Origin of the sequence: Paenibacillus sp. FSL L8-0708 (assembly GCF_038009325.1) — a bacterium.
In the GTDB taxonomy this organism is placed as follows: domain Bacteria; phylum Bacillota; class Bacilli; order Paenibacillales; family Paenibacillaceae; genus Paenibacillus_AQ; species Paenibacillus_AQ odorifer.
The window spans coordinates 5158125-5183609 of record NZ_JBBPBC010000001.1 but is presented as its reverse complement, the minus strand read 5'-3'; the positions used below and the strand labels follow the sequence as shown (position 1 = coordinate 5183609).

At 44.1% G+C, this 25485-nt stretch carries 22 protein-coding genes; 18 read left to right on the top strand and 4 right to left on the bottom strand.

The window, feature by feature from the left end; genetic code table 11:
- The first annotated feature begins 168 nt into the window (after positions 1-168).
- From NYE58_RS24700 to NYE58_RS24650, 11 genes are all read left to right on the top strand, one after another.
- Positions 169-687 (top strand): cell wall elongation regulator TseB-like domain-containing protein, encoded by a 519-nt coding sequence (locus NYE58_RS24700; protein WP_036676299.1) that lies wholly within the window; start codon positions 169-171, stop codon positions 685-687.
- Positions 688-1097: 410 nt separating this feature from the next.
- The gene (locus NYE58_RS24695) at positions 1098-1640 is read left to right on the top strand and encodes a hypothetical protein (protein WP_076127549.1); all 543 of its coding nucleotides are present in this window, start codon (positions 1098-1100) and stop codon (positions 1638-1640) included.
- On the top strand, positions 1633-3135 hold the full coding sequence (locus NYE58_RS24690; protein ID WP_341003269.1) for an AAA family ATPase: 1503 nt from the start codon (positions 1633-1635) through the stop codon (positions 3133-3135). The genes NYE58_RS24695 and NYE58_RS24690 overlap by 8 nt, the downstream gene beginning before the upstream one ends.
- A gap of 133 nt (positions 3136-3268) precedes the next feature.
- On the top strand, positions 3269-4141 hold the full coding sequence (locus tag NYE58_RS24685) for a 3-hydroxyacyl-CoA dehydrogenase family protein (RefSeq protein ID WP_036676304.1): 873 nt from the start codon (positions 3269-3271) through the stop codon (positions 4139-4141).
- Positions 4138-5346, top strand: coding sequence for an acetate/propionate family kinase (locus NYE58_RS24680; RefSeq protein WP_036676305.1), 1209 nt, complete (start codon positions 4138-4140; stop codon positions 5344-5346). Before NYE58_RS24685 ends, NYE58_RS24680 begins: the two co-directional genes overlap by 4 nt.
- Before the next feature lie 21 nt (positions 5347-5367).
- The gene (asnS, locus tag NYE58_RS24675; RefSeq protein ID WP_036676308.1) at positions 5368-6666 is read left to right on the top strand and encodes an asparagine--tRNA ligase; all 1299 of its coding nucleotides are present in this window, start codon (positions 5368-5370) and stop codon (positions 6664-6666) included.
- Between the two features lie 31 nt (positions 6667-6697).
- Positions 6698-7450, top strand: a complete 753-nt coding sequence (locus NYE58_RS24670) for a DnaD domain-containing protein (protein ID WP_076192183.1) — start codon at positions 6698-6700, stop codon at positions 7448-7450.
- Positions 7451-7521: 71 nt separating this feature from the next.
- Positions 7522-8130, top strand: a complete 609-nt coding sequence (locus NYE58_RS24665; protein WP_176462568.1) for an RNA polymerase sigma factor — start codon at positions 7522-7524, stop codon at positions 8128-8130.
- Positions 8121-8618, top strand: a complete 498-nt coding sequence (locus NYE58_RS24660; protein ID WP_143761903.1) for a hypothetical protein — start codon at positions 8121-8123, stop codon at positions 8616-8618. The genes NYE58_RS24665 and NYE58_RS24660 overlap by 10 nt, the downstream gene beginning before the upstream one ends.
- Positions 8619-8633: 15 nt before the next feature.
- On the top strand, positions 8634-9740 hold the full coding sequence (locus tag NYE58_RS24655) for a hypothetical protein (protein ID WP_076127557.1): 1107 nt from the start codon (positions 8634-8636) through the stop codon (positions 9738-9740).
- Positions 9737-10462, top strand: a complete 726-nt coding sequence (locus NYE58_RS24650; protein WP_339244206.1) for a hypothetical protein — start codon at positions 9737-9739, stop codon at positions 10460-10462. The genes NYE58_RS24655 and NYE58_RS24650 overlap by 4 nt, the downstream gene beginning before the upstream one ends.
- Before the next feature lie 51 nt (positions 10463-10513).
- On the opposite strand, the gene proC is transcribed toward NYE58_RS24650, so the two are convergent.
- From proC to proB, 3 genes are read right to left on the bottom strand one after another with little or no spacing between them, the layout of a single operon-like run.
- Entirely contained in the window at positions 10514-11383 is an 870-nt protein-coding gene (proC, locus tag NYE58_RS24645; RefSeq protein ID WP_076134661.1) for a pyrroline-5-carboxylate reductase, read from the bottom strand.
- A 48-nt stretch (positions 11384-11431) separates the two neighbouring features.
- Positions 11432-12679 (bottom strand): glutamate-5-semialdehyde dehydrogenase, encoded by a 1248-nt coding sequence (locus NYE58_RS24640; protein WP_076276716.1) that lies wholly within the window; start codon positions 12677-12679, stop codon positions 11432-11434.
- Positions 12680-12715: 36 nt separating this feature from the next.
- Positions 12716-13819: a glutamate 5-kinase gene (proB, locus tag NYE58_RS24635; protein WP_076101454.1), complete on the bottom strand. Its 1104-nt coding sequence runs from the start codon at positions 13817-13819 to the stop codon at positions 12716-12718.
- Positions 13820-14251: 432 nt separating this feature from the next.
- Here proB and NYE58_RS24630 point away from each other — a divergent pair, with 432 nt between their 5' ends.
- A complete protein-coding gene (locus NYE58_RS24630) occupies positions 14252-14449 on the top strand; it encodes a hypothetical protein (RefSeq protein WP_076192175.1) in 198 nt (65 codons plus the stop codon).
- An 85-nt stretch (positions 14450-14534) separates the two neighbouring features.
- On the opposite strand, the gene NYE58_RS24625 is transcribed toward NYE58_RS24630, so the two are convergent.
- A complete protein-coding gene (locus tag NYE58_RS24625) occupies positions 14535-15446 on the bottom strand; it encodes a LysR family transcriptional regulator (RefSeq protein WP_076101451.1) in 912 nt (303 codons plus the stop codon).
- Between the two features lie 759 nt (positions 15447-16205).
- Between NYE58_RS24625 and leuC the strand changes: the two genes are divergently transcribed.
- The 6 genes from leuC (at position 16206) to NYE58_RS24595 (ending at position 25229) form a co-directional block, all read left to right on the top strand.
- Positions 16206-17630, top strand: coding sequence for a 3-isopropylmalate dehydratase large subunit (gene leuC / locus NYE58_RS24620; protein ID WP_339244204.1), 1425 nt, complete (start codon positions 16206-16208; stop codon positions 17628-17630).
- Positions 17631-17659: 29 nt separating this feature from the next.
- Complete coding sequence (leuD, locus tag NYE58_RS24615; protein WP_076127570.1) at positions 17660-18262, top strand: 3-isopropylmalate dehydratase small subunit; 603 nt, start codon at positions 17660-17662, stop codon at positions 18260-18262.
- Between the two features lie 186 nt (positions 18263-18448).
- Complete coding sequence (locus tag NYE58_RS24610; RefSeq protein WP_339244201.1) at positions 18449-20041, top strand: N-acetylmuramoyl-L-alanine amidase family protein; 1593 nt, start codon at positions 18449-18451, stop codon at positions 20039-20041.
- 150 nt (positions 20042-20191) lie between these two features.
- Positions 20192-21634: an N-acetylmuramoyl-L-alanine amidase family protein gene (locus NYE58_RS24605; protein WP_076276719.1), complete on the top strand. Its 1443-nt coding sequence runs from the start codon at positions 20192-20194 to the stop codon at positions 21632-21634.
- Positions 21635-21750: 116 nt separating this feature from the next.
- On the top strand, positions 21751-22410 hold the full coding sequence (locus tag NYE58_RS24600) for a GerMN domain-containing protein (protein WP_076276720.1): 660 nt from the start codon (positions 21751-21753) through the stop codon (positions 22408-22410).
- 86 nt (positions 22411-22496) lie between these two features.
- Entirely contained in the window at positions 22497-25229 is a 2733-nt protein-coding gene (locus NYE58_RS24595; RefSeq protein ID WP_341003261.1) for an S-layer homology domain-containing protein, read from the top strand.
- The last annotated feature ends 256 nt before the right edge of the window (positions 25230-25485 follow it).

Sequence of the window (25485 nt, the reverse complement as noted above, 5' to 3'; positions counted from 1 at the left end):
GGAGAATAACGAATAAATAATAGGCTGCGACTTTTTGCTTTTAGCAAAAGTTGCGGCCTTTTGTGTATTTTTAAGGCTGGGAAAGCTAGAAAATTATGAAATTTTGGATAAACACGCGGGTGTGTTATATAATCAAAAAAGATATATTACTAGAAAGGGAGCTGTACCTTGAAGAAAAGGAAAAAATGGATCCTCCTGGGGTCAGTTCTGATTCTGCTCCTGGGGTTTGGACTTATCCAGTTCTATGCCTATATTATGAAAGATCAATGGAACGAGCGTGATATCGCTAAGGATGTTGCCAAAACCAGAGCGGGTCTAACAGAGGTAACCAAAGCACAAAAATCGGTTTGGGATGAAAATGCAGTGTACTGGGTATTAACAGGGAAAAATGAAGCCGGGACTGCTCTTATGGTCTGGGTCCGCTTTACGGTAGATGGAAAATTTGCTGAAGGCGACGACGCAGTGTTTGCTGAGGAACTAAGTAAAGGAACCTCGGAAGCCCAAATACGCGGCATTATCAAAGCTGATCTTCCGGACATAACGATTGAACGCTTGCTGCCGGGAGTATATAACGGAGAGTATGCTTGGCAGCTTTTTTATAAACAGAGCGGTCGGTATTATTATCAATTTTATCGCTTTTCGGATGGGTCCCGAATGGGCGAAGGTTACAGTTTACCTAAAAGTTAAGCTGAACATAAGGAAATTAAGGGTGTCATAGTAAACAAGCGAACTTATAATAAGTTCGCTTGTTTACATTTATTTGATGTACAAAAGTGATATACTAAGTGATATACTGAATGGGTGGTTATCATCGAATATTCTCTTAAATTCACATACGAAAATAGGCCGATTGATTAAAAATCAAGGCCGGTTTTGTCGAAAGTGAGGAATTTATTTGGTATTGATGGAAATATTTAAAAAATTAAATTTTAAATATATTCACATTTATTTTGAAATTAGTATATACACCTGTGATATACTACTACTTGTAATTAGAACAGCAATAAGAGACTTCAGTCTCTCTGATGAGCTCTCAAGTAGCTATAAATTATTATAATGAGCTTTATATTTTGTCATCTTTGAGAGGAGGACGTTTCTTGAAATTACGTCTTGTACCTGTGCTGATAACGTCTCTACTGTCGGCTACTCTATTGTTTGGTGGCTTCTTTTTGTATCGTCAGTTTGCAATGCAGGAACCACTTCAGAAGATTGTATCTCAATATGAGGGCGTCAATAATTCTCATATCAGTATTAACCGCAATGAGGTCACTTTGAAACTTGATCTCCAGCCAGGCACGAAATTACGTGAGCTGGTTCAGTACGTCTCCCAAGAAGGAAAATCGATGATTGATGGACGTACACTAAAACTTGATGTAGAACAGAACTCCAGTGAATTGCTGGATGAATACTGGGATAAAGCGATGTTCTCTGTAGCTGAAGCCATGGAGAGCCGTAAATATACACTTATACCCACAGAACTTGATGGACTCAAAGCGCAATATCCGCAATATAAAAATGTGATAGCCTCAACAGAAATTGACGACAATAATGTCTATGTAAGCTTGAGTAATGGAAAAGAAAGCAAATTTATTATTTTGCCGCGAAAACCTGCGACATTGGGGGTATGGAATAATGCCTAAATACCTTAAAGAAATTCTAATCGGATTTGTTCCTGTCTTGTTTATTTTCATGGCTTTTCTAGGCATTAATATATTCCCGATTGTAATTGCTGCTGGGATGCTCACGGCTTTACTTATCATTGCTCATTTAAGAGGCGGACTTGCGGTAAATGCAGGTGCCGGGAAGAAACGCAAGAAGAATGGACCTTCAAAGCTTACTTTTGAAGAAATTGGCGGGCAAGACAATGCAAAACAGGAGCTTCGTGAAGCGTTGGATTTTTTGATCCGGCATGAGGAAATCAGCAAATTCGGGATTCGGCCTTTGAAAGGGATTCTGCTTACAGGCCCTCCAGGAACAGGTAAGACCCTTATGGCTAGAGCAGCAGCACATTATACGAACTCTGTATTTGTTGCAGCATCAGGCAGTGAGTTTGTAGAAATGTACGTAGGTGTCGGTGCCGGCCGTATCCGCGATTTGTTTAAGGATGCCCGTACCCGCGCCCTTAAGGAAAACAAGCAAAGCGCTATTATTTTCATAGATGAAATTGACGTAATTGGCGGTAAGCGTGAAGGCGGACAGCAACGAGAATATGATCAGACCTTGAATCAGCTGTTGACTGAGATGGACGGGATCTATAACAATGAAACACCACGCATTCTACTGGTAGCAGCCACTAACCGTAAAGAAATGCTTGATTCAGCATTGCTGCGTCCTGGCCGGTTTGACCGTCATATTCAAGTGGACATGCCTGATAAAAAAGGCCGCAGATCGATTCTCGAATTACATGCCAAAAATAAGCCGCTTCATGCCAATGTGAACCTCGACAAAATTTCCGAAGAAGCCTATGGTTTTTCCGGTGCTCAGCTCGAAAGTGTTATGAATGAGGCAGCAATTTATATGATGCGTGAGGAATTGACAGAGGTTGAGCAGCGGCATCTGTCGATGGCGATTGACAAGGTTATGATGGGGGAAAAAACGGACAGAGAAACTAACCACGAAGAGAAAAAACGGGTGGCAATCCACGAATTGGGACATGCCATTATGGCAGAACTGCTTCGTCCGGGAAGTGTTAGTCAGGTTACGCTGACTCCGCGGGGGCAAGCCCTTGGTTATGTACGTCACAATCCTCAGCAAGAGCAGTATTTGTACACCAAAGATTATCTAGAAGATCAGATTATGATCGCACTTGGTGGAGCGGCTGCAGAAGAAATGTATTATGGCGGAAGAAGCACAGGTTCGCGTGGCGATTTTGATCAGGCCCTGAATATTGTCGAAACCATGATGAAATCCGGATTGACTTCGTTGGGCATCGCCAAGTTGGAAATGGTTACCACTGAAGAGCTTATGAAGGAAAACAGTAAAATATTGGATGAATTGATGGTACGTACTCACGACCACCTTGAAAAGCAACGAAATGTATTTGATTACTCCCTTGACATTTTAATGAAGGAAGAAGTGCTCTCTGGAGAGCAATTTCGATGTCAATTTCGTGACAGCGTGCGTTTACCAGCATAAATATTTATGCTGGTTATTTTTTTTTACTTTTCAGGCATGCTAAGATATCATTATATGTCGGGCTTTATAAATTTTTGCGACAGACAAGGTACAATACAAAAGTATAGATACCTGAAAGGATGGAGACTTTTTTATGAATTTCAAGAAAATTGGTGTCATCGGCGGTGGCACAATGGGACAAGGGATTGCCGAAATGCTGGCAGCCAAGGGCCTGGATGTATTGCTGGTGGAGAAAACCCCTGAGAAACTGGACTACTCCTACGAAATGATCGAGACAAGTCTAGATAAGCAACTGGAGAAATGGGCGATCACTCAAGCTGAGAAAAAGCTGATTCTTAGCCGCATTCAAAAAGTGACACATTTCGCAGAGCTGAGCTCTTGTGACATGGTTATCGAAACAATCGTTGAGGATTTAGAAGAAAAGAAAAAAATATTGAATCAACTGGATCAAGTATGTCCAAACCACATTATTCTTGCCAGCAATACGTCAACACTTAGCTTGACTGAACTTGCAAGTTCTACAATGTATCCGGAACGCGTGATCGGAATGCATTTCATATACCCTGTAGCTAAAGTGGATCTTGTTGAAATTGTACGCGGTCTGAAAACTTCAGATGCTACTTTTGAAGATACAAAATCCTTTGTTGATGAAATTGTTGAGAAAAAAGGTGTAATGATTTATGAATCCCCAGGATTTGTAACATCACGCCTCATTTGCTTGTTTATCAACGAAGCTATGCATGTACTGCAAGAGGGCGTTGCCTCCGCACAGGATATTGACGATGCTATGCGTATTGGTTATCAATTCCAATATGGACCGCTTGAAATGGCTGACAGATTTGGTCTGGATTCGGTTCTTGCTGCACTCGAAAATATGTTCCGTGAATATGGTGAGCTGAAATATCGTCCTTCCACGATCCTTAAGAAGATGGTGCGTGCAGGACAATTGGGTATGAAATCAGGCGAAGGCTTCTTCCAGTACGACAAGGATGGTGACCGTATATGAATATTCTAGTAATTAACTCCGGTAGTTCTTCTTTAAAATATCAATTGTACAATATGGCTGATGAATCCGTTTTGGCTAAAGGTTTGGTGGAACGTATCGGGATGGATTCCTCCATTCTGAACCATAAACCTACTGGTAAAGCTGAAGTAACAGAAGTAAGTGAAATTTTGGAGCATAACACAGCGATTCGTAAAGTTCTAGCTTGCCTAACGGATAAAGAGCATGGCGTTATTGAATCCATTAAAGAAATCAATGCTGTGGGTCACCGTGTAGTACATGGTGGTGAATTCTTCAAAGCTTCCGCACTTGTGGACGCTGATGCCAAGACTAAAATTCGTCAATTGTTTGACCTTGCACCCCTGCATAACCCAGCAGCAATGATGGGGATTACGGCTTCTGAAGTAAATATGCCGGGTGTACCGCAGGTTGTTGTATTCGATACTGCATTCCATCAAACAATGCCTGAAAAAGCTTATATGTACGCGATTCCTAGAGTACTGTACAATAAATATAAAGTTCGTCGTTATGGCGCACACGGTACATCACACGACTTCGTAAGCAAAGCTGCTGCGGAGTACTTGGAGCGTCCGTTGGAAGATCTGAAGATCATTACTTGTCATATCGGTAACGGAGGTAGTGTAACTGCAGTTCAAGATGGAGTGTCTGTGGATACTTCCATGGGTATGACTCCTCTGGAAGGTTTGATGATGGGGACTCGCAGTGGTGATCTTGATCCAGCAATTGTACCTTACGTGATGAACAAGGAAGAATTGTCCGTAGGAGAAGTTAACTCCATGTTGAACAAACATAGTGGACTTCTAGCAATTTCGGGCGTAAGCAGTGATATGCGTGATATTATTGAGGGTATGGAAAAAGGTGAGCCTAATTCCACGCTAGCTTTTGAAATGTATGAGTACCGCTTGCGCAAGTATATCGGTTCTTATGCGGCTGCTATGAACGGTGTAGATGCTATCGTATTCACTGCTGGTGTTGGTGAAAATGCTTCATTGCTACGTGAGAAACTGCTAAATAACCTTACGTTCCTGGGTATTGAGTTGGATGTTGAAGCTAATAAAGTTCGCTCCGGCGACCCGCGTCGTATCTCTACGGTAGATTCCAAAGTGCAGGTGCTTGTAGTTCCGACTAACGAAGAACTTGTCATCGCACGTGATACAAACCGTATTGTGCAAGGAATTAACGGCTAAATTAGAGGAGAGATTGAAGGCATGGCTAACAAGAGTGTAATCAAGAACGTGAATGAACATGTTGGAGAAAGTGTTGTTATCGGTTGTTGGGTAAACAACAAGCGCTCCAGTGGTAAAATTCAGTTCCTGCAGCTTCGCGATGGTACAGGTTATATTCAGGGAGTTGTAGTGAAATCAGAAGTGCCTGAAGAGGTATGGGATGCAGCTAAGAGCCTCACACAGGAAAGCTCATTGTATGTGACCGGTATTATTCGTGAGGAGCCTCGCAGTCAATCCGGTTTTGAAATGACTGTTACCGGAATTGAAGTTCTGCACCTTACAGAGAATTATCCAATTACTCCGAAAGAGCATGGCGTTGATTTCTTGATGGATCACCGTCACCTCTGGCTCCGTGCCTCGAAGCAGCGGGCTGTTCTGGTTATTCGTGCGGAGATTATCCGGGCAATCCAACAGTTCTTCAACGAGAGCGGATTTACAAAGGTGGATCCTCCGATTCTGACGCCAACGTCAGCAGAGGGAACTACTAACTTGTTCCACACGAAATACTTCGATGAGGATGCTTACCTGACCCAAAGCGGACAATTGTACATGGAAGCTGCAGCTATGGCACTGGGCCGTGTATATTCCTTTGGACCCACCTTCCGTGCGGAGAAATCTAAGACTCGTCGCCACTTGATCGAGTTCTGGATGATCGAGCCGGAAATGGCCTTCACAGATCATGAAGAAAGCTTGAAGGTTCAGGAAGAGTTTATTAGCTTCGTAGTGCAATCCGTATTGAAGAATTGCCGTGCGGAGTTGGAAGCGGTAGGCCGCGATATTTCCAAGCTGGAGAATATCAAAGCACCATTCCCACGCATTACTTATGACGATGCGATCAAGTTCTTGAATGATAAAGGCTTTGAAGATATTGCTTGGGGTGATGATTTTGGTGCACCTCATGAAACAGCAATCGCTGAAGCATACGATAAACCTGTATTTATTACTCATTATCCTGCTTCATTCAAAGCGTTCTACATGAAGCCGGATCCAAATCGTCCTGAAGTCGTACTGTGTGCTGATATGATCGCTCCTGAAGGTTATGGAGAGATTATTGGGGGTTCACAGCGGATCGATGATCCTGCGCTGCTTGAAGAGCGTTATAAAGAGCACAATCTTTCGATGGATTCTTATAAATGGTACATGGATCTGCGTACTTACGGATCTGTACCTCACTCCGGTTTTGGACTTGGGCTTGAGCGTACTGTAGCTTGGATCTGTGGTCTTGACCATGTACGTGAGACTATTCCATTCCCACGTACACTGTACCGCCTCTACCCATAAGTTCTTAGGATTTGAACAAAGGGGGAAGCACATGGACGGCAAGACATGGAGTACCTGGAGCGAAGGCGTCTCCTTCGGTCTGGAGAACGGAATGGCCGTCATACCTTACGCTTTACTGAAGTATTACCGGAAGCTGAATTTAAGCGGAAGTGAAGCCATGCTGCTGATTCATCTGCTCTCCTTCAGGCAAGTGGAAGGGATTGAGTTCCCTTCTCTGGAGGAGCTTCAGGTCGTAACTGGTCGTAGCATTTCCGTTCTGGCCGGAGAATTGCAGAAGCTCATGAAGGAGGGTTTCATTAGCATCGATGGAGACAACGATGAGCTAAGAGATATCCATTATGAACGCTACAATTTCTCAGGGCTATATGGAAAGCTAGGTGCTTATCTTGCGACAGCTGTACAAGAAAATGAGCAAGATAAGGACAAGGGGGCATATGCAACATCAGCTCCCCGGGCTGCTGCGTCAGGTGGAGGATTCGGAACTCCCCCCATATCTCCTTCTTCTCTTGGAGATAAAGAGGAAAGCCGGAATCTATTCAGTATTTTCGAGAAGGAATTCGGGCGCCCGCTGTCTCCAATGGAATGTGAGACGATTTCCAGCTGGGTGGATCAAGACCGATATCCTGAGGAGCTGATTCTGTTAGCACTCAAGGAATCCGTATTTGCGGGGAAGGTTCATTTTCGTTATATCGACCGGATATTGCTGGAATGGGCCCGTAACCGGGTCAAGAACGCTCAGGATGTTAAGACATATACACAAAAATTCCGCAATGGTGGAAGATAGATCGTTTAGGAGAGAACCGTATTGCTTTAGCTATTGCTAGAGTCTGTACGGTTCTTTTTTTATTTTTTTAGATAAGTGCAGGGGTAGGCGAAGAACTCAGCGTCTATTGCTGTGGGAAGGAGGGGAGAGTCATTGAGGAAGAGCTATTAATCAAGCGGATTTGCCAAGGAGACGAAGATGCGTTTCGTCAGTTTGTAAATACATACAGTCAGCATATATACAAAATCACCTATTCTGTATTACGTGAAGTCAAAGGGGCTGAAGACGCTGCTCAGGAAGCTTTTCTTCAGATGTATAAATCTCTCCCTGACTACCGTTATCAAGGCTTAAAATCATGGATTACGCGGATCGCCTTAAATAAGGCTATTGATGCCAAACGTAAACGTGATCGGCTACGAGAGTTACCTGTTGACTATGAGCTTGTGCTGAGCCAGACACCTTCTAATGAGGAGGATGTACTAGCCACTGTTGTCCGTCGTGACCGGATGAATCGTCTGTCGGGTGAGATCAACAATTTACCGGAGGGTCATCGGGAAATTATGGTGGCTTATTATCTGGAAAATAAAAAATATGAGCAAATTGCTGCTGAAAATGAAATTACTCTGAAGACGGTGGAGTCCAGACTATATAGGGCGAGACAATGGATGCGAAAACATTGGAAGGAGGACGAATGGCTATGATGAAGAGTGGAGAAAACTTAATTCGCCGCGAGCAGGCAAAAGCTTATCTTGAAGGGCAAGAAGATAGTATAGAACGAGAAGAATGGGAACAAATGCTGCTCGAGGATGAAGACATATTTGTTTCATATATGGAGATGCTGGATGAGCTAAAGGAGGATCTGCCTTCATTGGAGAATTCGTCTGTTTTTACAGAGAGAGTTATGGGAGATTGGGTGGCTACGGTGAGATCTTCAGTAGTCATAGAAGAAGTAGCGGGGCAAGAAGAAGGATCACGGCGTTATCGCTGGTATGAAAAAACAATCTTTCATTATGCCGTTGCTGCTTCGTTAACGCTGTTGATTATGTCTTCCGGGATGTTTGATAAGTTACTCACGGGTGAAATGGAGCTTGTTGTCCCTAAGAAAGAGAATTCGCCATCTTATAGCGAACAATTCATGCAAGCCACCAGCGGATGGTTGAGCCGGATTATGGACGGAAGACAGAAATGAGAGGAGAAATGAACAATGCAACAGCAGCGTAATAAAATTAAGGGTCTTTTTCTTAATATGATTCCTGGAGCAGGTCATTATTATATGGGAAGACGCCCACAAGGGATTGTTTATTTTTTGCTAAGCTTTGGTGTGTTATTTATGTCATTCTTAATCGCTATGGCGGAAGGGGATGAGGGAATTCTGGCATTGGGCGTGATCGGATTCTTACTTCTATGGATCCTTTCGATGATTCATCTGGTGATTAAATTACTGCAAATGCCCACTCCAATTGTAGCACCTGATGGATCAATGCTGGATTTTAGTTCTACTATGCCCGTAAAGACGGAGGATAATGAACGTGTGCATGTCATCTTATTGTCTTTCATTCCTGGATTGGGTCATTTTCATATGGGGCTGATGCAGCGTGGACTATCCTTTCTGATTTCATTTTTCGGATTCATGACCGTTATGTTATTCTTGGCTGGAATTACTTCGAGTGATGCATTTTTGCTGCTGTTTGGAGTATTGCCAGTAATTTGGCTGTATTGCATGTTTGATGCAGTTCAGTTGATCCATCGTAAACAAGCAGGAGAAATGCTTGTTGACCGCACATTATTCGAAGAGATGGAGGCTGGACGTGAGGAAGGACGACGCAGCAAAGTATTAGCGACATTACTATCCGCATTTCCTGGTGCTGGACAGATGTATCTGGGACTGCAAAAAAGAGGGCTCCAGCTCATGCTTCTTTTCTTAGGAAGTATTTATGTCATGGATCTATTGCGGTTAACATTGCTCTTTTTCCTTATCCCGGTCATTTGGTTCTATAGCTTATTCGATGGCTTACAGTTAGTTAGCCGATATGGACGTGAACCTTTGCAGGATAAGCCGGTTATCGAAGGTTTCTTAAATCATCAAGGCTGGCTCGGAGCAGTCCTGATGTGCCTCGGATTATACTTTATTGTTGTGAATGTCGCAGTTCCTGCCATCGATATCAGATTTCCAGAATGGCGGCTGGAATATCGCGTAAATGAATATTTTAAGACCATTGTCGTATCCGTGTTATTGATTGGTGGAGGGGTGAAGCTGATGACTGGAAGTAAGAATAATAAAGGTAGAAAAGGGGCGGGGGGTCAATCTTGAATAATCCAATAGAAGTAGAGCCGGGAGTCATGGTAACTAGCGAGTTTCCAGTGAACGAAGGGAAATCTAGAAGTTGGCGTGTAGGTACGTTGTCGATGGGACTGAGCCTTTTATTTCTCGGGGCATTAATAATGGTCTCGCAGTGGAAAGGAGCGGATGTGTTCGAGACAACGCTTGCTTGGTGGCCGCTCATTTTTATCTTACTTGGTTTAGAAATTGTAATTTACACCTTATGGTTCCGTGGTAAAGGGAAAATGTACTATGATGTGCTAAGTGTTCTGTTCGTCGGATTTCTGGCAGTGTGCTGTTTAGTATTCGCAGGAGTCAGCTCTTTAGGATTAACACAGGAACTTAGACATGTGATCTCATCTACGGAGGAGAATTATTCCTTGCCGGAATGGAAGGGGAATGTTCCACAGGGTGTAGGTACACTTATAATCCAGGCTGCCGAACCTTATGGAATTATGGTTGATCGAACGGCTGGGAACGAGTTGAATGTATTTGGGAGTTATTCCACGGCAGAAGGGCAACTCAAGCAAGAGCAAGAGAAGCGGCTGTTGCAAACTAAGCAAGTCGGAGACACATTTTACGTTATCTTAGGAGACATACCTAGACATCTAGTATTCGATAACTCCAGGAATGCGTTGAACGTGACCGTTGCGGCTCCTGTAAATCTAAAGGTAATCGTAAGAGATAATTATGGAAATGTTGTAACAAGGTAAAAAAAGATCGCTTCCCACCCGATGAGGGGATGGGCTGCGATCTTTTTTTGGTTAAGAACGAAGCTCTTTCTCTAGGGCAGCACCCATTTCACGTGAGCGCTCGGCACATCGGTTAACGGCAGCAATCACAGTTTCAAAGAATTCCCCTCGTTCAAGCACTTCTATAGCTGCTTGTGTTGAACCGTTAGGGGAAGTAACCTTCTTACGAAGTGCTGCGGGTTCTTCTCCCGTCTGTTGTACCATTCGGGCAGCTCCCAGCACAGTTTGAACAGTTAATTCGGTGCTTTGATCAAGTGGCAGCCCACCACGGATACCAGCGGCGATCATGGCTTCCATCATGTAATAGATATACGCAGGCCCGCTGCCTGAAATTCCGGTCAAGGTTTCCATACGTTCCTCATCAATGACTGTTGTAAGCCCGACAGCCTCAAAGATATTAAGAGCAAGGCGACGGCCTCTTTCGTCTACTTCTTTGGAGAAGGCTAGACCAGTGGCACCCAGACCGATGGAACTGGAGGTGTTAGGCATTGTGCGAACAATAGGCTGTGCTTTGCCAAGTAAACCTTGCATGGTTCGAATAGATAGACCTGCAATGACAGAAACTACAATCTGATCCGGAGAAAGAAGCGGGCCTAGTCCGCGTAAGGATTCTGCAGCATCTTTAGGTTTCATTGCCAGTACTATTACTGGTGCGTTACGTAGGTATTCTATTTTTTGTTCGGGATCATTCGTGCCTATTACACCATAACGGCTTTTTAATTCTGCCAGACGTTCACTGCTGCTGCGATTGAGCATGATGACATTATCGGACTTCACGATATTGCGGCTAATCATCCCGCGAACGATGGCTTCTGCCATGGAGCCTGCGCCATAAAAAACAATATTATGATTCATGAGTGGAACTGAAGGTTGCTGACACATGGCTAAAATCCTCCTAAAGTTGTGTGATAGAATACTTAAACGTGTATACTAACCCCGAATTTGTCCCGTTCCGTAGATCTTATATTTGGTTGAAGTTAGTGCAGGCAGACCCATCGGGCCACGAGCGTGGAGTTTCTGGGTACTAATACCAATCTCTGCACCGAATCCAAATTCAAAGCCATCCGTGAAGCGGGTTGAGGCATTGTGATAAACAGCGGAAGCATCCACTTCTTGTAAAAAGCGTGTGGAGTTCTCCTGATCTTCTGTTACGATACATTCCGAATGTTTCGTGCCATACTGGGCGATATGCTGCATAGCTTCTTCCAAATCACTGACGATTCTAATATTAAGGATATAATCATTGTATTCTGTAGCGTAGTCTTCTACGGTTGCAGGTAATACCCATGGGACAAGAGAGATGGTTTGTTGACAGCCACGAAGTTCTACATGAACCTCACGGAATGCTTCGGCTAAGGATAACAGATATTTGCTCGCGTAATCCTGATGAACGAGTAGTGTTTCCATAGAGTTACATACCGAAGGGCGCTGAGCTTTGGCATTTAAACTAATGTTCTGTGCCATTTCTGGCAAGGCAGTTGCATCGAGATAAGTATGGCAGATGCCTGCTCCAGTTTCAATTACGGGAACGGTTGCGTTAAGGACTACATTTTGAATAAGAGAGCTGCCTCCGCGCGGGATAATCACATCTAAAAGTCCGTTCAGCTTTAGCATTTCATCTACTGAAGAACGATTTGGGTCTTCAATCAGCTGAAGCGCGTTAGGCGGCATTGAGGTTTCAGCAAGAGCATTGTGCAGAACCTCGACAATTTTACGGTTGGAGGACAGGGCAGAGGACCCCCCGCGCAGCACAACAGCGTTGCCGGTTTTGAGACATAGACCCGCAGCATCAACAGTAACATTGGGACGTGCTTCGTAGATGATGCCGATCACACCAATCGGAACACGCAGCTTCTGGATGTTGAGGCCGTTTGGACGTTCAATGCTTTCTAGCGTGTCACCGATAGGGTCCGGTAATACAGCGATTTGTTGCAAGCCTTCGGCAATGCTGTTAATCCGGTCAACATCTAATGCCAGCCGGTCGAGCATGGATTCCGGAGTTCCATTAAGTCTTCCTCGTTCCAAATCCTCCGCATTGGCGGTGATAATGGCGGGAGCTTCGCGGCGAAGTGCATCGGCCATGACCAGCAGTGCTTCATTCTTCTGGCCAGTTGTTAAGCTTGCTAGAACTCCTGTTGTCTCCTTGGCTAATTTACTCTTATTAATAACTTCACTCATGACGTTTCCTCCCTATATTTGAATTGAAAAAAATGCTTATCTCAGTGTAATCCATTCGTCACGGTGAATGACCTCAAGCCGGTGTACTTCTCCCAGCTTCGGTACAATTTCACGGCTTGGCAGACCTTGAATGCTGCGCAGCTGAGCATCATCGTAATTTACAATCCCACGTCCAAGCAATTTGGAGTCGGGTCCAAGGACTTCTACAACATCTCCTGCGTGAAAACTACCTTCTGTCTGTTTGACGCCTACAGGCAACAGGCTGTGTCCGCCATGTAGCAAAGCTTCTACAGCCCCTTCGTCCACGTATAGGGAGCCGAGAGGGGTAGACATAAAGCCTAACCATTGTTTTTTGACGGGAAGAGAGGATAGCTTCGTTGCAAAATAAGTGCCCCTGCCTTCTCCCGTTGCAGCAAGCTGTAAATCACCAGGTTCGGTGGCTCTCCCGACAAAGACAGGAACACCACCCCGAGTAGCAATCTTGGCCGCATCGATTTTGGATCGCATACCGCCTGTTCCAACACTAGAGCCAGCTCCACCAGCAATAGCATATATCTCTGGTGTAATGTCATCTACGAACTGATAACGGACAGCATCCGGATGCTTGCGGGGATCTCCACTGTATAAACCATCCATGTCGGTTAAGACAAGCAGTCTAGAGGCTTTTAACAGGTTGGCTACGAGCGCAGAGAGGGTATCATTATCGCCAAATTTCAGTTCATCTACGGAGACAGTGTCATTCTCGTTAAATACGGGCACCGCTCCTTGGCGAAGTAGCTCTTCTACAGTCATCATAGCGTTATTCATGGCTCTGCGGCTGCAGAAATCGGTGCGAGTCAGCAATATTTGCGCGGTAGTAATTCCATGCTGGGCAAAAGCTTCCTGATAAGCCTGCATCAGCAGTACCTGACCCACAGCCGCAGCGGCCTGCTTCTCATGTAGCAGCTTCGGACGTGCTGGATAACCGATACTGCGGAAGCCTGCGGCTACCGCACCAGAGGTTACTAACAACACCTCACAGCCGTTTTTCTTCAACTCGGCAATCTCTGAGGCAAAAAAGGAGACTGCTTCACGATTCAAACCGCCCTCGGGTCCGGTCAGCGAGCTGCTGCCTATTTTGACCACGATTCGCGTCGTCATTTCTGTCCACATCCTCTTCGTTTATTAAGTCCTGAAAACAACAAAAAGCCCCCATCCTTAGACTTAGCAAAGGACGAAAGCTTATAAACTTCCGCGGTACCACCTTCATTGATGAGGGATCATCCGACTTCATTCTCATAACGGGAGGATCCGTCCTGTTAGACACAGGCCGCTCGGGGGTAGGATTCGGAACGAAAACCGCGGTAAATTCTTTCAGCCTGTCGGAATCTACTCTCTAGGCGCGGTTAGACTCATTCTTACTGGTCCCGTCTGCACGTTTCACTTATTTTCAATAGAATACCATGGAGCTGGTTGCATTGCAAAGGGAAAACGTAGGATATATTTCTTCATGCAGAAAGCTCTATATATTATGTTTAACCTCAAAGAGAAGGGGTAAAGAACTTATAATCTGTTACCAGGAGGTGGATTAAATTGACTAAAGACAACAATGCCGAGCAGGGACAGAATCAAGATTCAAACGAAGTAGCAGAGCTTCAGAATAGTGTGACTCGTGAATTTGTGGAAGAGCACACCGGGGCTCCAGTTGATAAGGGATTGACTGATTCAAGTAAAGCACGTGTGTCGGATGATCAGAACCGCCTGATTACACAGCGTAATTTGCGTAAATAATCTAGTACTGTTAAAAGAGGTTTACCTGAAAAAGTGCCCCGGCAACCACGCGAATGGTTACTGGGGCACTTTATTTGTATATATTCTATTCTTCCGTTAATTCAGACACGGTTGATTTGAATGTTTCTACAAAAGCCTTTGCGGCCTTGGATAAATATCGTCCGCGTCGATATGCTACAACTAGCGTACGACTAGGCACCGGATCAGCGAGCGGTAAGTAGACTGGAACAAATTCACTTCGCGGTGCACGAGCGATAAAACGAGGAACAAGAGTCACGCCCATACCTGTTGCCACTAGGGATTGAACGGTTTCCATATTATTGCTCTCGAAAACGATTCGTGGCTCGAATCCGGCTTTCCGGCACAGCTCCACAGTCATTTTGCGGAAGCCCTGACCTTCCTTAAGTACGATGAAAGGTTCGTCCTTAAGCTCTTCAAGTGAGGTCCGTGTTCCATCTAAGATTCGTTTAGCGAGCGGATGTTCAGGAGGGACGGCAAGATCAATTCTTTCCTCTCCAAGCTCTTCATAAGCTAGAGCAGGAATTTCGAGGGGTAAGGAGAGCAGGCTTAAATCGGTCTGACCACTTGCCGTGAGCTTCTCTAGGTTCATCGACGAGTCTTCTAGCAGCGTAATTTCTACCTCAGGATAATTTTGTTTGAAAACTGGAAGCACATGCGGCAGAAGATGTGCACCTGTAATCGGCATACTGCCCACAACTACACGTCCAGTGCGCAGTTCTGATATGTCGGACATCTCTTGTCGCAGCAGCTCCACTGCGTCAATGATAATCTGGGCTTGTTCAACGAATTTAGAACCTGCGTAGGTCAGCTCAACTGAGCTGGTATTACGCTGAAAAAGCATTACGCCGAGCTCTTTTTCCAGTTTGGAAAGCTGCTGGCTGAGCGAGGGCTGGGCAATATGCAGCTTGTCCGCTGCACGTGAGAAGTTTTTTTCGGCTGCGATTTGCAGCACATACTGCAGTTGTCTCAGTTCCATATATGGACTCCTTAGGGAAATGATTTACTTATAAGTATATCCTATTGGATTATAGTTTTGTATAGGCAACCCGAAAGAGCATTCACTTCATCACTCCCCAGGATTTGCTGAGCCTGATTTCAAGAGAGTAACCCTTCCACACTGACCGAAGTATCCGATATCCTCTCACGGTATATTTTTAACGCCGGATCTTGAGGGTAGCTATGAGAGATAACTGCATTCTGTACAGCTATTTCGTATGCAAAAGGGATCATTTTGGTTTTAAGTGTATTCTATACAACTAAAAACTAGTGTTGTCAGCTAAAGGGCGATAATTCAAGAAAATAGCTGCACAAAATACAGTTATATTCATTAACGAATGATTCGCAGGAATATAGATGTACAAAATACAACTAAATGCTCCTACACATCGCGCTTGCACATCGCTCCTACACATCGCGCTTGCGCAACGCTCCAACACATCGCGCTTGCGCAACGCTCCAACACATCGCGCTTGCGCAACGCTCCAACACATCGCGCTTGCACATCGCTCCTACACATCGCGCTTGCGCAACGCTCCAACACATCCTGCTTGCACAACGCTCCTACACATCGCTCTAATATACCTCCAACACACCCTAACTCAGCTTATAGGTTCAGACTATCACTTTTATAGATATCATATCTTGGAATTATAAAGACAGGGGTGTTATATTTAGATCATTCAAGAGAGACTCCACGCTCTCTTCCAATGAACGATTCTATTAATGAGGTGAAATTATGAGCAACAAGACAATGTTTGAAAAGATTTGGGAGAATCACGTTATTCATCAAGAGGAAGGTAAACCTAGCATTATTTATATTGATCTGCATTTGGTTCATGAAGTTACTTCTCCGCAGGCATTTGAAGGTCTTCGTCTCAGCAACCGGAAGGTTCGCCGTCCTGAGCTGACTTTCGCAACGATGGATCATAACGTACCAACTAAAGATCGTTTTAACATTAAAGATCCAATCTCCAAACAACAAATTGATACCCTTTCTAAGAACTGTGCTGATTTTGGTGTAAGACTGTTCGATCTGAACGATATTGATCAAGGCGTTGTACACGTAATGGGTCCTGAAATCGGCTTGACACATCCTGGAAAAACTATCGTTTGCGGCGACAGCCATACCTCCACGCATGGTGCATTCGGCGCGCTGGCATTCGGTATCGGAACTAGTGAAGTTGAACATGTAATGGCTACCCAATGTTTGCAGCAATCCAAAGCTAAGACTATGGAAGTACGCTTTACAGGCAAACGCAACCCTGGCGTAACAGCAAAGGATATGATCCTTGGTGTTATTGCTAAGTACGGTACTGATTTTGCCACAGGATATGTAATTGAGTATACAGGCGAAGCTATTCGTGAATTGTCGATGGAAGAACGTATGACTGTCTGCAATATGTCGATCGAAGGCGGAGCAAGAGCTGGCTTGATTGCCCCTGATGAAACTACTTTTAATTATCTGCGTGGACGTCAATACGTACCACAAGGCGAAGCTTATGATGCTGCTGTAGAAGGATGGAAGAGTCTTGTAAGCGACGAGGGCGCCCAGTACGATACGGTTGTTGAATTTGATGTGGAAACATTGATTCCACAAGTGACCTGGGGTACTAGCCCGGGTATGGGTACTGACATCAACTCCAGCGTACCGAATCCGGCGGACTTCACCACTGAAAATGAACGTAAAGCTGCTGAAAAAGCGCTTGAATATATGGATTTGACTCCTGGAACACCTATTTCTGAAATTCCGATCGATTATGTATTTATCGGTTCCTGCACTAACGGGCGGATCGAAGATTTGAGAGCTGCAGCAGTGGTAGCTAAAGGTCATAAGGTGTCTGAAAAGGTTACTGCCATTGTTGTTCCAGGCTCGGGTCGTGTTAAGATGCAGGCTGAGAAAGAAGGACTTGATAAAGTCTTTACTGACGCTGGCTTTGAATGGCGTGAAGCGGGATGCAGCATGTGCTTGGCCATGAACCCGGATGTTCTGCAGCCTGGACAACGCTGTGCATCTACCTCGAACCGTAACTTTGAAGGACGCCAAGGACGCGGAGGACGTACACATCTTGTATCTCCAGCTATGGCAGCCGCAGCTGCGATCAAAGGTCGTTTCACTGATGTACGTGATTGGAATTATAAGACGGAAGCCGTCAGCTCATAGAACTAGAGAGAACACGGGAGGATAAAACTATGGATGCTTTTAAAAAATTAACAGGAATTGTTGCACCAGTTGACCGGGTAAATGTAGATACGGATGCGATTATTCCAAAACAGTTTTTGAAACGGATTGAACGGACGGGATTTGGACAGTTTTTGTTCTATGAATGGCGTTTTGATGAAGAAGGTAACGATAATCCAGCCTTCGAAATGAATAAACCACGTTATCAAGGGGCTTCTGTTCTGATCTCACGCGCTAACTTTGGCTGTGGATCCTCTCGGGAGCATGCACCATGGGCGATTATGGATTACGGGTTCAGAGTTGTAATTGCACCTTCTTATGCGGATATCTTCTACAATAACTGCTTTAAGAACGGCATTCTGCCGATTAAGCTTTCGGAAGAGCAAGTGGATGAATTGTTCAAACGGACAGCTGAGCATGAGGACTACAAGCTGACAGTTGATCTTGAGAACAATGCTTTACAAGATGAATTCGGACTGAGCATCAGCTTTGATCTGGATGAGCACCGTCGTCAATTCCTGCTGCAAGGCTTGGATGATATCGGTTTGACCCTTCAACATGCGGATGAAATTGCTGCTTATGAAGAGCGTCATGCTGCAAAGCTATTCTCTTAAAAAGAGGATATAACTGGTCTGATTCTTAAACTTTACAAAAAATACGCAAAACTTCTATTTCCGGGTGTCGGAAATAGAAGTTTTTTTGCTATAATCGATATATTCATTGGTCATTAAGGAAACATTTGGTGATTTCTGTCGTCTAAATACTTATCTAGGATCTATTACTTGCAGAAGGAGCGGAAAATGAGAATGAGAAGAGCTGGGCTTCGTGTATTGCTGCTTTTGTTACTGCCTTTATTATTTTTAACATCCACCGGACAAGAAGCTGCCGCAGCTGGTAGCAGCACAGGCAGAATTATTATGGACAATCAGGAACTTGCTTTGCCAAAAGGAATTAAACTCGAAAATGTAAATGGTAGCGTTATGATTCCGGTCAGAGTGGTAGTAGAGAATCTTGGATTCGAGGTGTTATGGGAGCAGCAGACCCGGAAAGTAACCGTTCACCAGGATGGTAAAAGCATTGAGCTGGCGGTAGGACGGAAAACAGCTGATGCAGATGGGGTGACATTTGATTTAAATGCAGCTCCTAAGCAGAGTGGCGGCACAGTACTCGTTCCAATTCGTTTCGTAAGCGAGCAGTTCGGCTTAAAGGTGGGCTGGGATAATGTTGATAAAACCGTCTATTTGACAGGTGGACAAGTTAGCAATCCTGCAATGACACCTGAGGGGAATACTACCAATCCAACAGCAACTAATACACCTGCTCCAACTCCAAGTGCTCCGCCGGGAAGTGACAACGGGACAACTGCTGGCAGTGTAGTAACTTCACCCAGCCCGACACCAGTTCCACAAACAACTACGGTACCGGGAAGCACAGCAGGAATTCCAACAGGCCCTCTAGTAAACGGGGCAGTATTCACTGAGAACCGACTTATTATCGCTGTGTCGGGGGCTACTAAGCCAAACGTTACAAAAATGAGCAATCCTGATCGAATCGTCGTAGATTTTCCGGGTGCTGCGTTCGATCCGAATTTCATTGGAAGTCTTACGGGTGTTACCACCACTGGCGGTCCACAAGGTAAGCTGGACGTTGCCGGCTACCCGCTCGTTTCTGAGATCCGTTATGCACTGTTCAGTGTGAGTCCGTCCACTGTCAGATTCGTAATTCAAACGGTTGGAAATCAACCGTACCAGCTTAGTACGGATGAAAGCACCGGGCTGGTTACGATTGATTTGAATGTAACTAACAGCGGAGGCAACACCACAGGGGCTAATGGAACGTTAGGTAAGCCAATTGTAGTTCTAGATGCGGGTCATGGTGGAACTCAATCAGGAGCTGTCAGTCTCACAGGAAAGCTGGAAAAAGTCTTCAATCTGGCCGTCATCCGCAAAGTACAAACGCTGTTAACGCAGGAAACATTAGTTGACGTGGTGTTTACTCGAACTGACGATGCTACATTGGGGCTTCAGGATCGCGTGAAAATTGCGGAGGCTGCTAAAGCGAATCTCTTTATTTCAGTGCACGCGAATTCGCTAGAGGTTGGATATCCAAATAGAGATAAAATAAATGGCAGTGAAACCTATTATTCTCGCAGTGATAGTCTGCCGCTTGCTCAGATTATGCATAAGCATTTATTAGCCGCTACTGGTTTTAAAGACAACGGGATTCGTACGAAAAGCCTTCATGTTACACGGGAAACCACAATGCCAGCAGTCTTGCTAGAGGTAGGATATCTTACAAATTCAGGGAATGAATCGGCGATGTATAGTGAGCAGCTTCAAGAGAAATTAGCGAGAGAAATTGTTGCCGGAATTAAGGAATATCTGGGGCTTTAACACTTGAGGTTGGTGAGATTTCTCAATTTTTATGGAATATATTCGCAACCTTTATAGATTACCAGCGTCTAATAGAGGTCTGAGGTTGACGGAGACAGGGGCACCACGATCGCCATTCACAGGCGAATACTAGATTCTTAGAGGTGAAGAATGAAGAAATTCAGTTTGATGTTGTTTTTGTTGCTCTTTGTGTTGGTTTTGCCTGAGCATGGACATGCTGCTGCCGCGAATAGCAAGATTTATCTAGACGGCAAAGAGATTACTGCAGGGCAAAAAGTACCGGTTGAAAATGTGAATGATACTATCATGGTACCGTTGAGATTGATCTCCGAGAGTCTTGGTTATACCGTGGGCTGGGATCAAAAAAGCAAAACGGTGACGATTGAACAGCAAGGTAAGGTCATCAAACTTATTGTTAATCAAAAGACGGCTTCGGTTGATGACAAAACAGTACAGCTTAGCACTGCGCCTGTCCTGCGGAGTGATACGACACTTGTGCCTATACGGTTCATAAGTGAACAGTTCGGTCTCACCGTCACTTGGGATAATGCGAAGAAGATCGTATACCTCATTACCCCAGGATCCTCAAATGAAAACGGAAGTTCAAATGGAAACTCTGGAAATGGTGGATCTGAGGTTGTTGTTCCACCGGTAGATCCTACTAAGAATTTAACCATGATAAATGGTTTGAGCTTTAGTGAGAATCGTTTGAGCATTGCGATGGAAGGTAATTCCGCGCCAAAAGTAAGTGTAATGACAGGGCCGGATCGGTTAGTGATTGATTTTCCTAATGCCACTTTCTCAGATCTTTTTGGGACGGGACAAGTTCTTGATCCTGATCTGAATGGTAAACTGGAAGTGAAGGATTATCCTGATGTATCAGGCGTCCGGTATTCGCTTTATAGCTCCAATCCTTATACTGTACGTTTTGTAATTGATTTGAATTATCCTAAGAATTATAACATCAGCGTATCTGGGACGGATTCTAAGTTGGTTATCATTGACCTGAATGCAGAAAGTACGGATGATACTTCAACACAGCCAGGTAATGATGGCAAGAAGCTAGTAGTACTGGATGCAGGGCACGGAGCTAAAGATTCTGGTGCAGTAGGAGTAACAGGAAAATACGAAAAGAATTTTAATTTAGCTATAGTACTTAAGACAGCAGCATTGCTGAAAAAAGAAAGTAATATCGACGTCGTACTGACACGCAGTGACGATACATTCTTGGAGCTCAAGGATAGAGCGGCTATGGCTAATAATCTAAAAGCAGATCTATTCATTTCTGTACATGCCAACAGTTCCGCATCTTCTGCGGCAAGCGGGACAGAAACGTATTATCAGCGGGAAGCCAGTAAGGCCTTAGCAAAAGTAATGCATAAGTATCTTGTTGAGGCTACAGGGCTTAGTGATCGCGGTGTACGATACGGGAATTTCCATGTCATTCGTGAAACGAAAATGCCTGCTGTTCTACTTGAAGTAGGATACCTTAGCAATAAGAAGGATGAGACATTGCTCTTTACGGAAGCATTACAAAACAAAGTTGCTGCTTCAATAGTGAGTGGAATCAAGGAATATTTGGGTATAAAATAACAGACCAGTGGCAGACGAGCGCCGCAAAGTCAGCTTTCTGCTTTTATCTATAAAAAGGCAAGAAGTGGTTTTGCGGTACCTGTCTGCCCGTATTCATCTAGAGGAGGCGTTTATTAATGTTTAAACAAAAATGGACGATGGTTGGGGTTGCTGCGCTGCTTCTGCTAGTGATTGCTGGCTGTGGAGATAAGCCTACTGCAGCTCCTGCTAATGGAGTGGAGCAAGATACTACAAACGTTGTAAGTGGTGCGGGAGAAAGTACCCCAGCTCCGTCTGATGATCAGGAAACCGAAGTGGCTAGCACTCCGCAACCGACAGCAGATAATACTAATGCAGAAACTCAACCGTCTTCGAAGCCGGTAGAAAATGAGACACAAAAGCAAAGCCAGAGTATTGAAGTTTATTACACAGATTCGCAAATTATGGACTTAGTGCCTGCTAAGACAACGATTAACTACTCTGATGATGTGGAGAAATATACAGAGACGTTCAAAGCACTGCAAAGTAGTGAGAATACAGATCTTGTACCTTTATGGGGCAAAATTGAACTGAAATCATTGAAGTTTGTAGAGGGTCAAATCGTAATGGATATCCATAAACCAGATGAAGCTCAACTTGGTGCGGGCGGAGAATCCTTTGCCATTACTTCACTTGCCAAAACTTATTTTCAATTTGCGGAAGTAAAAAGTATCGAAGTTTTAGTTGATGGTGAAAAGGTAGAAAGTCTAATGGGCCATGTAGACCTGCTGCATCCTATGACTAGAGATAATTTCTAATTGGTTATTTAACAAAGGAATTAGGCATCTAGCTGACGAATTTTAAACATACTATTTATTTGAGTCATAGAGAGGGGAATAATCTATTGTCCGCGCAAAAAAGGTCAAAACGTCCATTGAAGGCTTATTCTAATAAAGCAGTGTCGGCTGTTATGGCTGGTGTTATGGTTTTTGGTGGTGCAAGTGCAGTGTTTGCTGACACAGCTGCCACTACACCGACATCAACCACTACACAATCTGTAGGGATTTTTAGCGATGTGAAGACAGGCTTCTGGGCTGAAAAACATATTTACAAACTCGCTTCACAAGGGATCGTGGTTGGAAATAATGGATTGTTCCGTCCGGGAGATTCTGTAACTCAGCAGGAAGCGGTGCTTATGGCCCTGCGGTTTATGAAGCAGCAGGATAAAGTGGATGCTTCTTCAACGGTTGCATTGCCTACCGATTTTAAGGTTACGAATTATTTTAAGGATTATGTTGTGTTGGCTTTTCAACAAGGATTACTTGATAAAGCGACCGAAATGGCTCCAGATAATCTGAAGACTTCTTGGGGAGAACGTAAAGCATCCCGAGAATGGATTGCGGAGCTGTTAATCCGCTCCCTTGGAAAAAACGCAGATGCAGCAGGGGCCGCTAGTGAGCCGACTGGCTTTGCAGATGATGCCAAAGTGTCTGCAAACAAACGTGGTTACATCAACATTGCCGTTGATTTAGGCCTAGCCAACGGACTTGATGGCAATCGTTTTGATCCGCAAGGAGCTGTAACTCGTGCGCAATTGGCGACTTTTTTCAGTCGTGCCGCAGCTCACAATACGGTTGAATACGACAACACGTTATCGGGAACGATCAGTCAATTAGCAGATGGGAAACTATCCGTCTATAACAACGGAAAGACTTCTACATATACCTTGGGAGCAAGCACCGCTTATTTCACAAGTGCTTCTGAAAGCAGAATCAATCTAAGTGATGTCCAACCCTACACTAAAGTTACCGTAATTGGAGCGACTTATAACGTGGCTTATGTTGAAGTGACTGACCCTACACAACAAGTAGAGAATCTTTCAGGAAACTTTGCCATGGTAGCTCCAGGTAATAAGCTTTGGTTAAAGTCACCAACAGGGTTTACTGAATATTACTACGACGAGACTACTTCCTTTGTGGATGTAAATGGAGCTAGAATTGAACCTGCTTCGCTGGTAGCAGATAGCGTAGTTTCATTGCAACGTGAAACGTACAGTGGTTCGCACAAAGTAGTGAGGGTTCAAGTGACTTCAGGGGTTGTTAACAAAACAACAACAGGCACCATTCAAAGTGTAGATCTTACGGGCAAAAGAATTACTTTCAAAAATACCGCGGGTATAGTAGAGACTTTTAAATGGGAAGATGGGACTTCTTTATTCAGCTCTCAAACATCAGTGTTACAACCTGCTGATCTGAAGACAGGGAATGCTGTCAAATATACGATTCAAGATAATGTGATCCGCACTGTAGAAGTAACAGAAGGTGTTGAACGGACAGTTGAGGGGGTACTTACCGAGCTGACTAGCTCCACAGTTGTTTACAAAAAAGCGGACGGAAATCGTGAGGTTAAACTGCTTGGTACTAAACCGACAATTGTTATTCCGAACATGAGTGGGCCTGTACCTGATGATCTAATTGCTGATACAGTAGGCGGTGACAAGATTCAGCTTACCTTAAACAGCAGCGATCAAGTGACCAAAATTGAAGTGTTAAGCCGTCAAATTGATCAGTATAGCGGAGCAGCTGTTATAGATTATAATTCTAAAACACAATTGTTGACGGTTATGGATACTAGCAATAAGGCTCATATAGTACAGTTGGATGAAAAAACTAAGTTATCCTACGATGGTGTACTTCCTAACTTAACTAGTATTGGTGCAAGACTCACCGAGAACCGTAAAGTGAACATTAAAGCAATCGGACAACGAGCATTGTCTCTAGAAGTTGTTACAAAGTATGAAGGAATGGTTACGGCTGTCAATGTAGCTGCTAGAACTATAGTTCTGAAGCTTAATGACGGACAGAGTGTGACGCTTCCAACTCCACAGCTCATTGATATTTTTGGTAAAACGAACGCAACCGTAACAGATATTCCAGTTGGAAGTTATGTGACAGCTTCTTTAACAGCTAATCAGGATTTAATCGTAGTTTTGAAAGTAAAGACCGTTCTTCAGGTTGAAGCGGCAACTGTAAATTCTGGAACTAACCGATTGAGCATCAAATGGAATGGTGGAACCAGCGAGATCAATACTTATGCTATCCCGATGACCAATGAAGCTGGTGAAAGCATTAAACTAACAGCTTTAAAAGCGGGTGATTATCTTAACGTGACCTTCGATGGAAGCACACCACTGGCTATTCAAGCAGTGAAGCTTACAACAGGCCAGATAAGTTCTGTAGATGCCGCTGGGAATACCTTGGTTGTGAAAGATTATTCTGGAGCAGCACAGACCTTAGCGGTGAGCGGAGGGGTAAAAATCATTCGTGATGGCTCGACAACGACGGCTCTTAGCAGCTTGACTACAGGTGACCGAGTGGAGATTCGTAAGGATACGGATGGAGTAATTATCGTTCGTGTAATGTCTCAGCTTAGTAGAACCTTCTCACGCTATGAAAGTGCAACTAACTTATTGTCGACTAAGAGAGCTAATCTAAATGATAAATATCAATTTTTTGTTCCTACTAATGTATATATTCATCAGGGAGATTCGACTTTATCCGTGCAATCTTTGAAAGAAAATGATAATATTATAATGTATTTCAATAATGATATTTTGGTTGAAATTGTGAAACAATAGTTGCAATGGTGGATTTCTGAGTGAATCACCGTCTTGACACAGGGGGCTTTACCTGCGTCAAGACGTTTTTTTTGAAATATAAGAAAGTATAAGTATTGCTCCTATACTGTATGTCTTATATTTCTCGCTTAAACGCTTACTGTTCTTATTAGGACACTCAAGGCGTTAATACTTGAAATATAATGCCAGTATCGTATGTGTTGAAATGTATGAATCCATACGTTATAATACATACTTTGCTTATATTTCTAACATT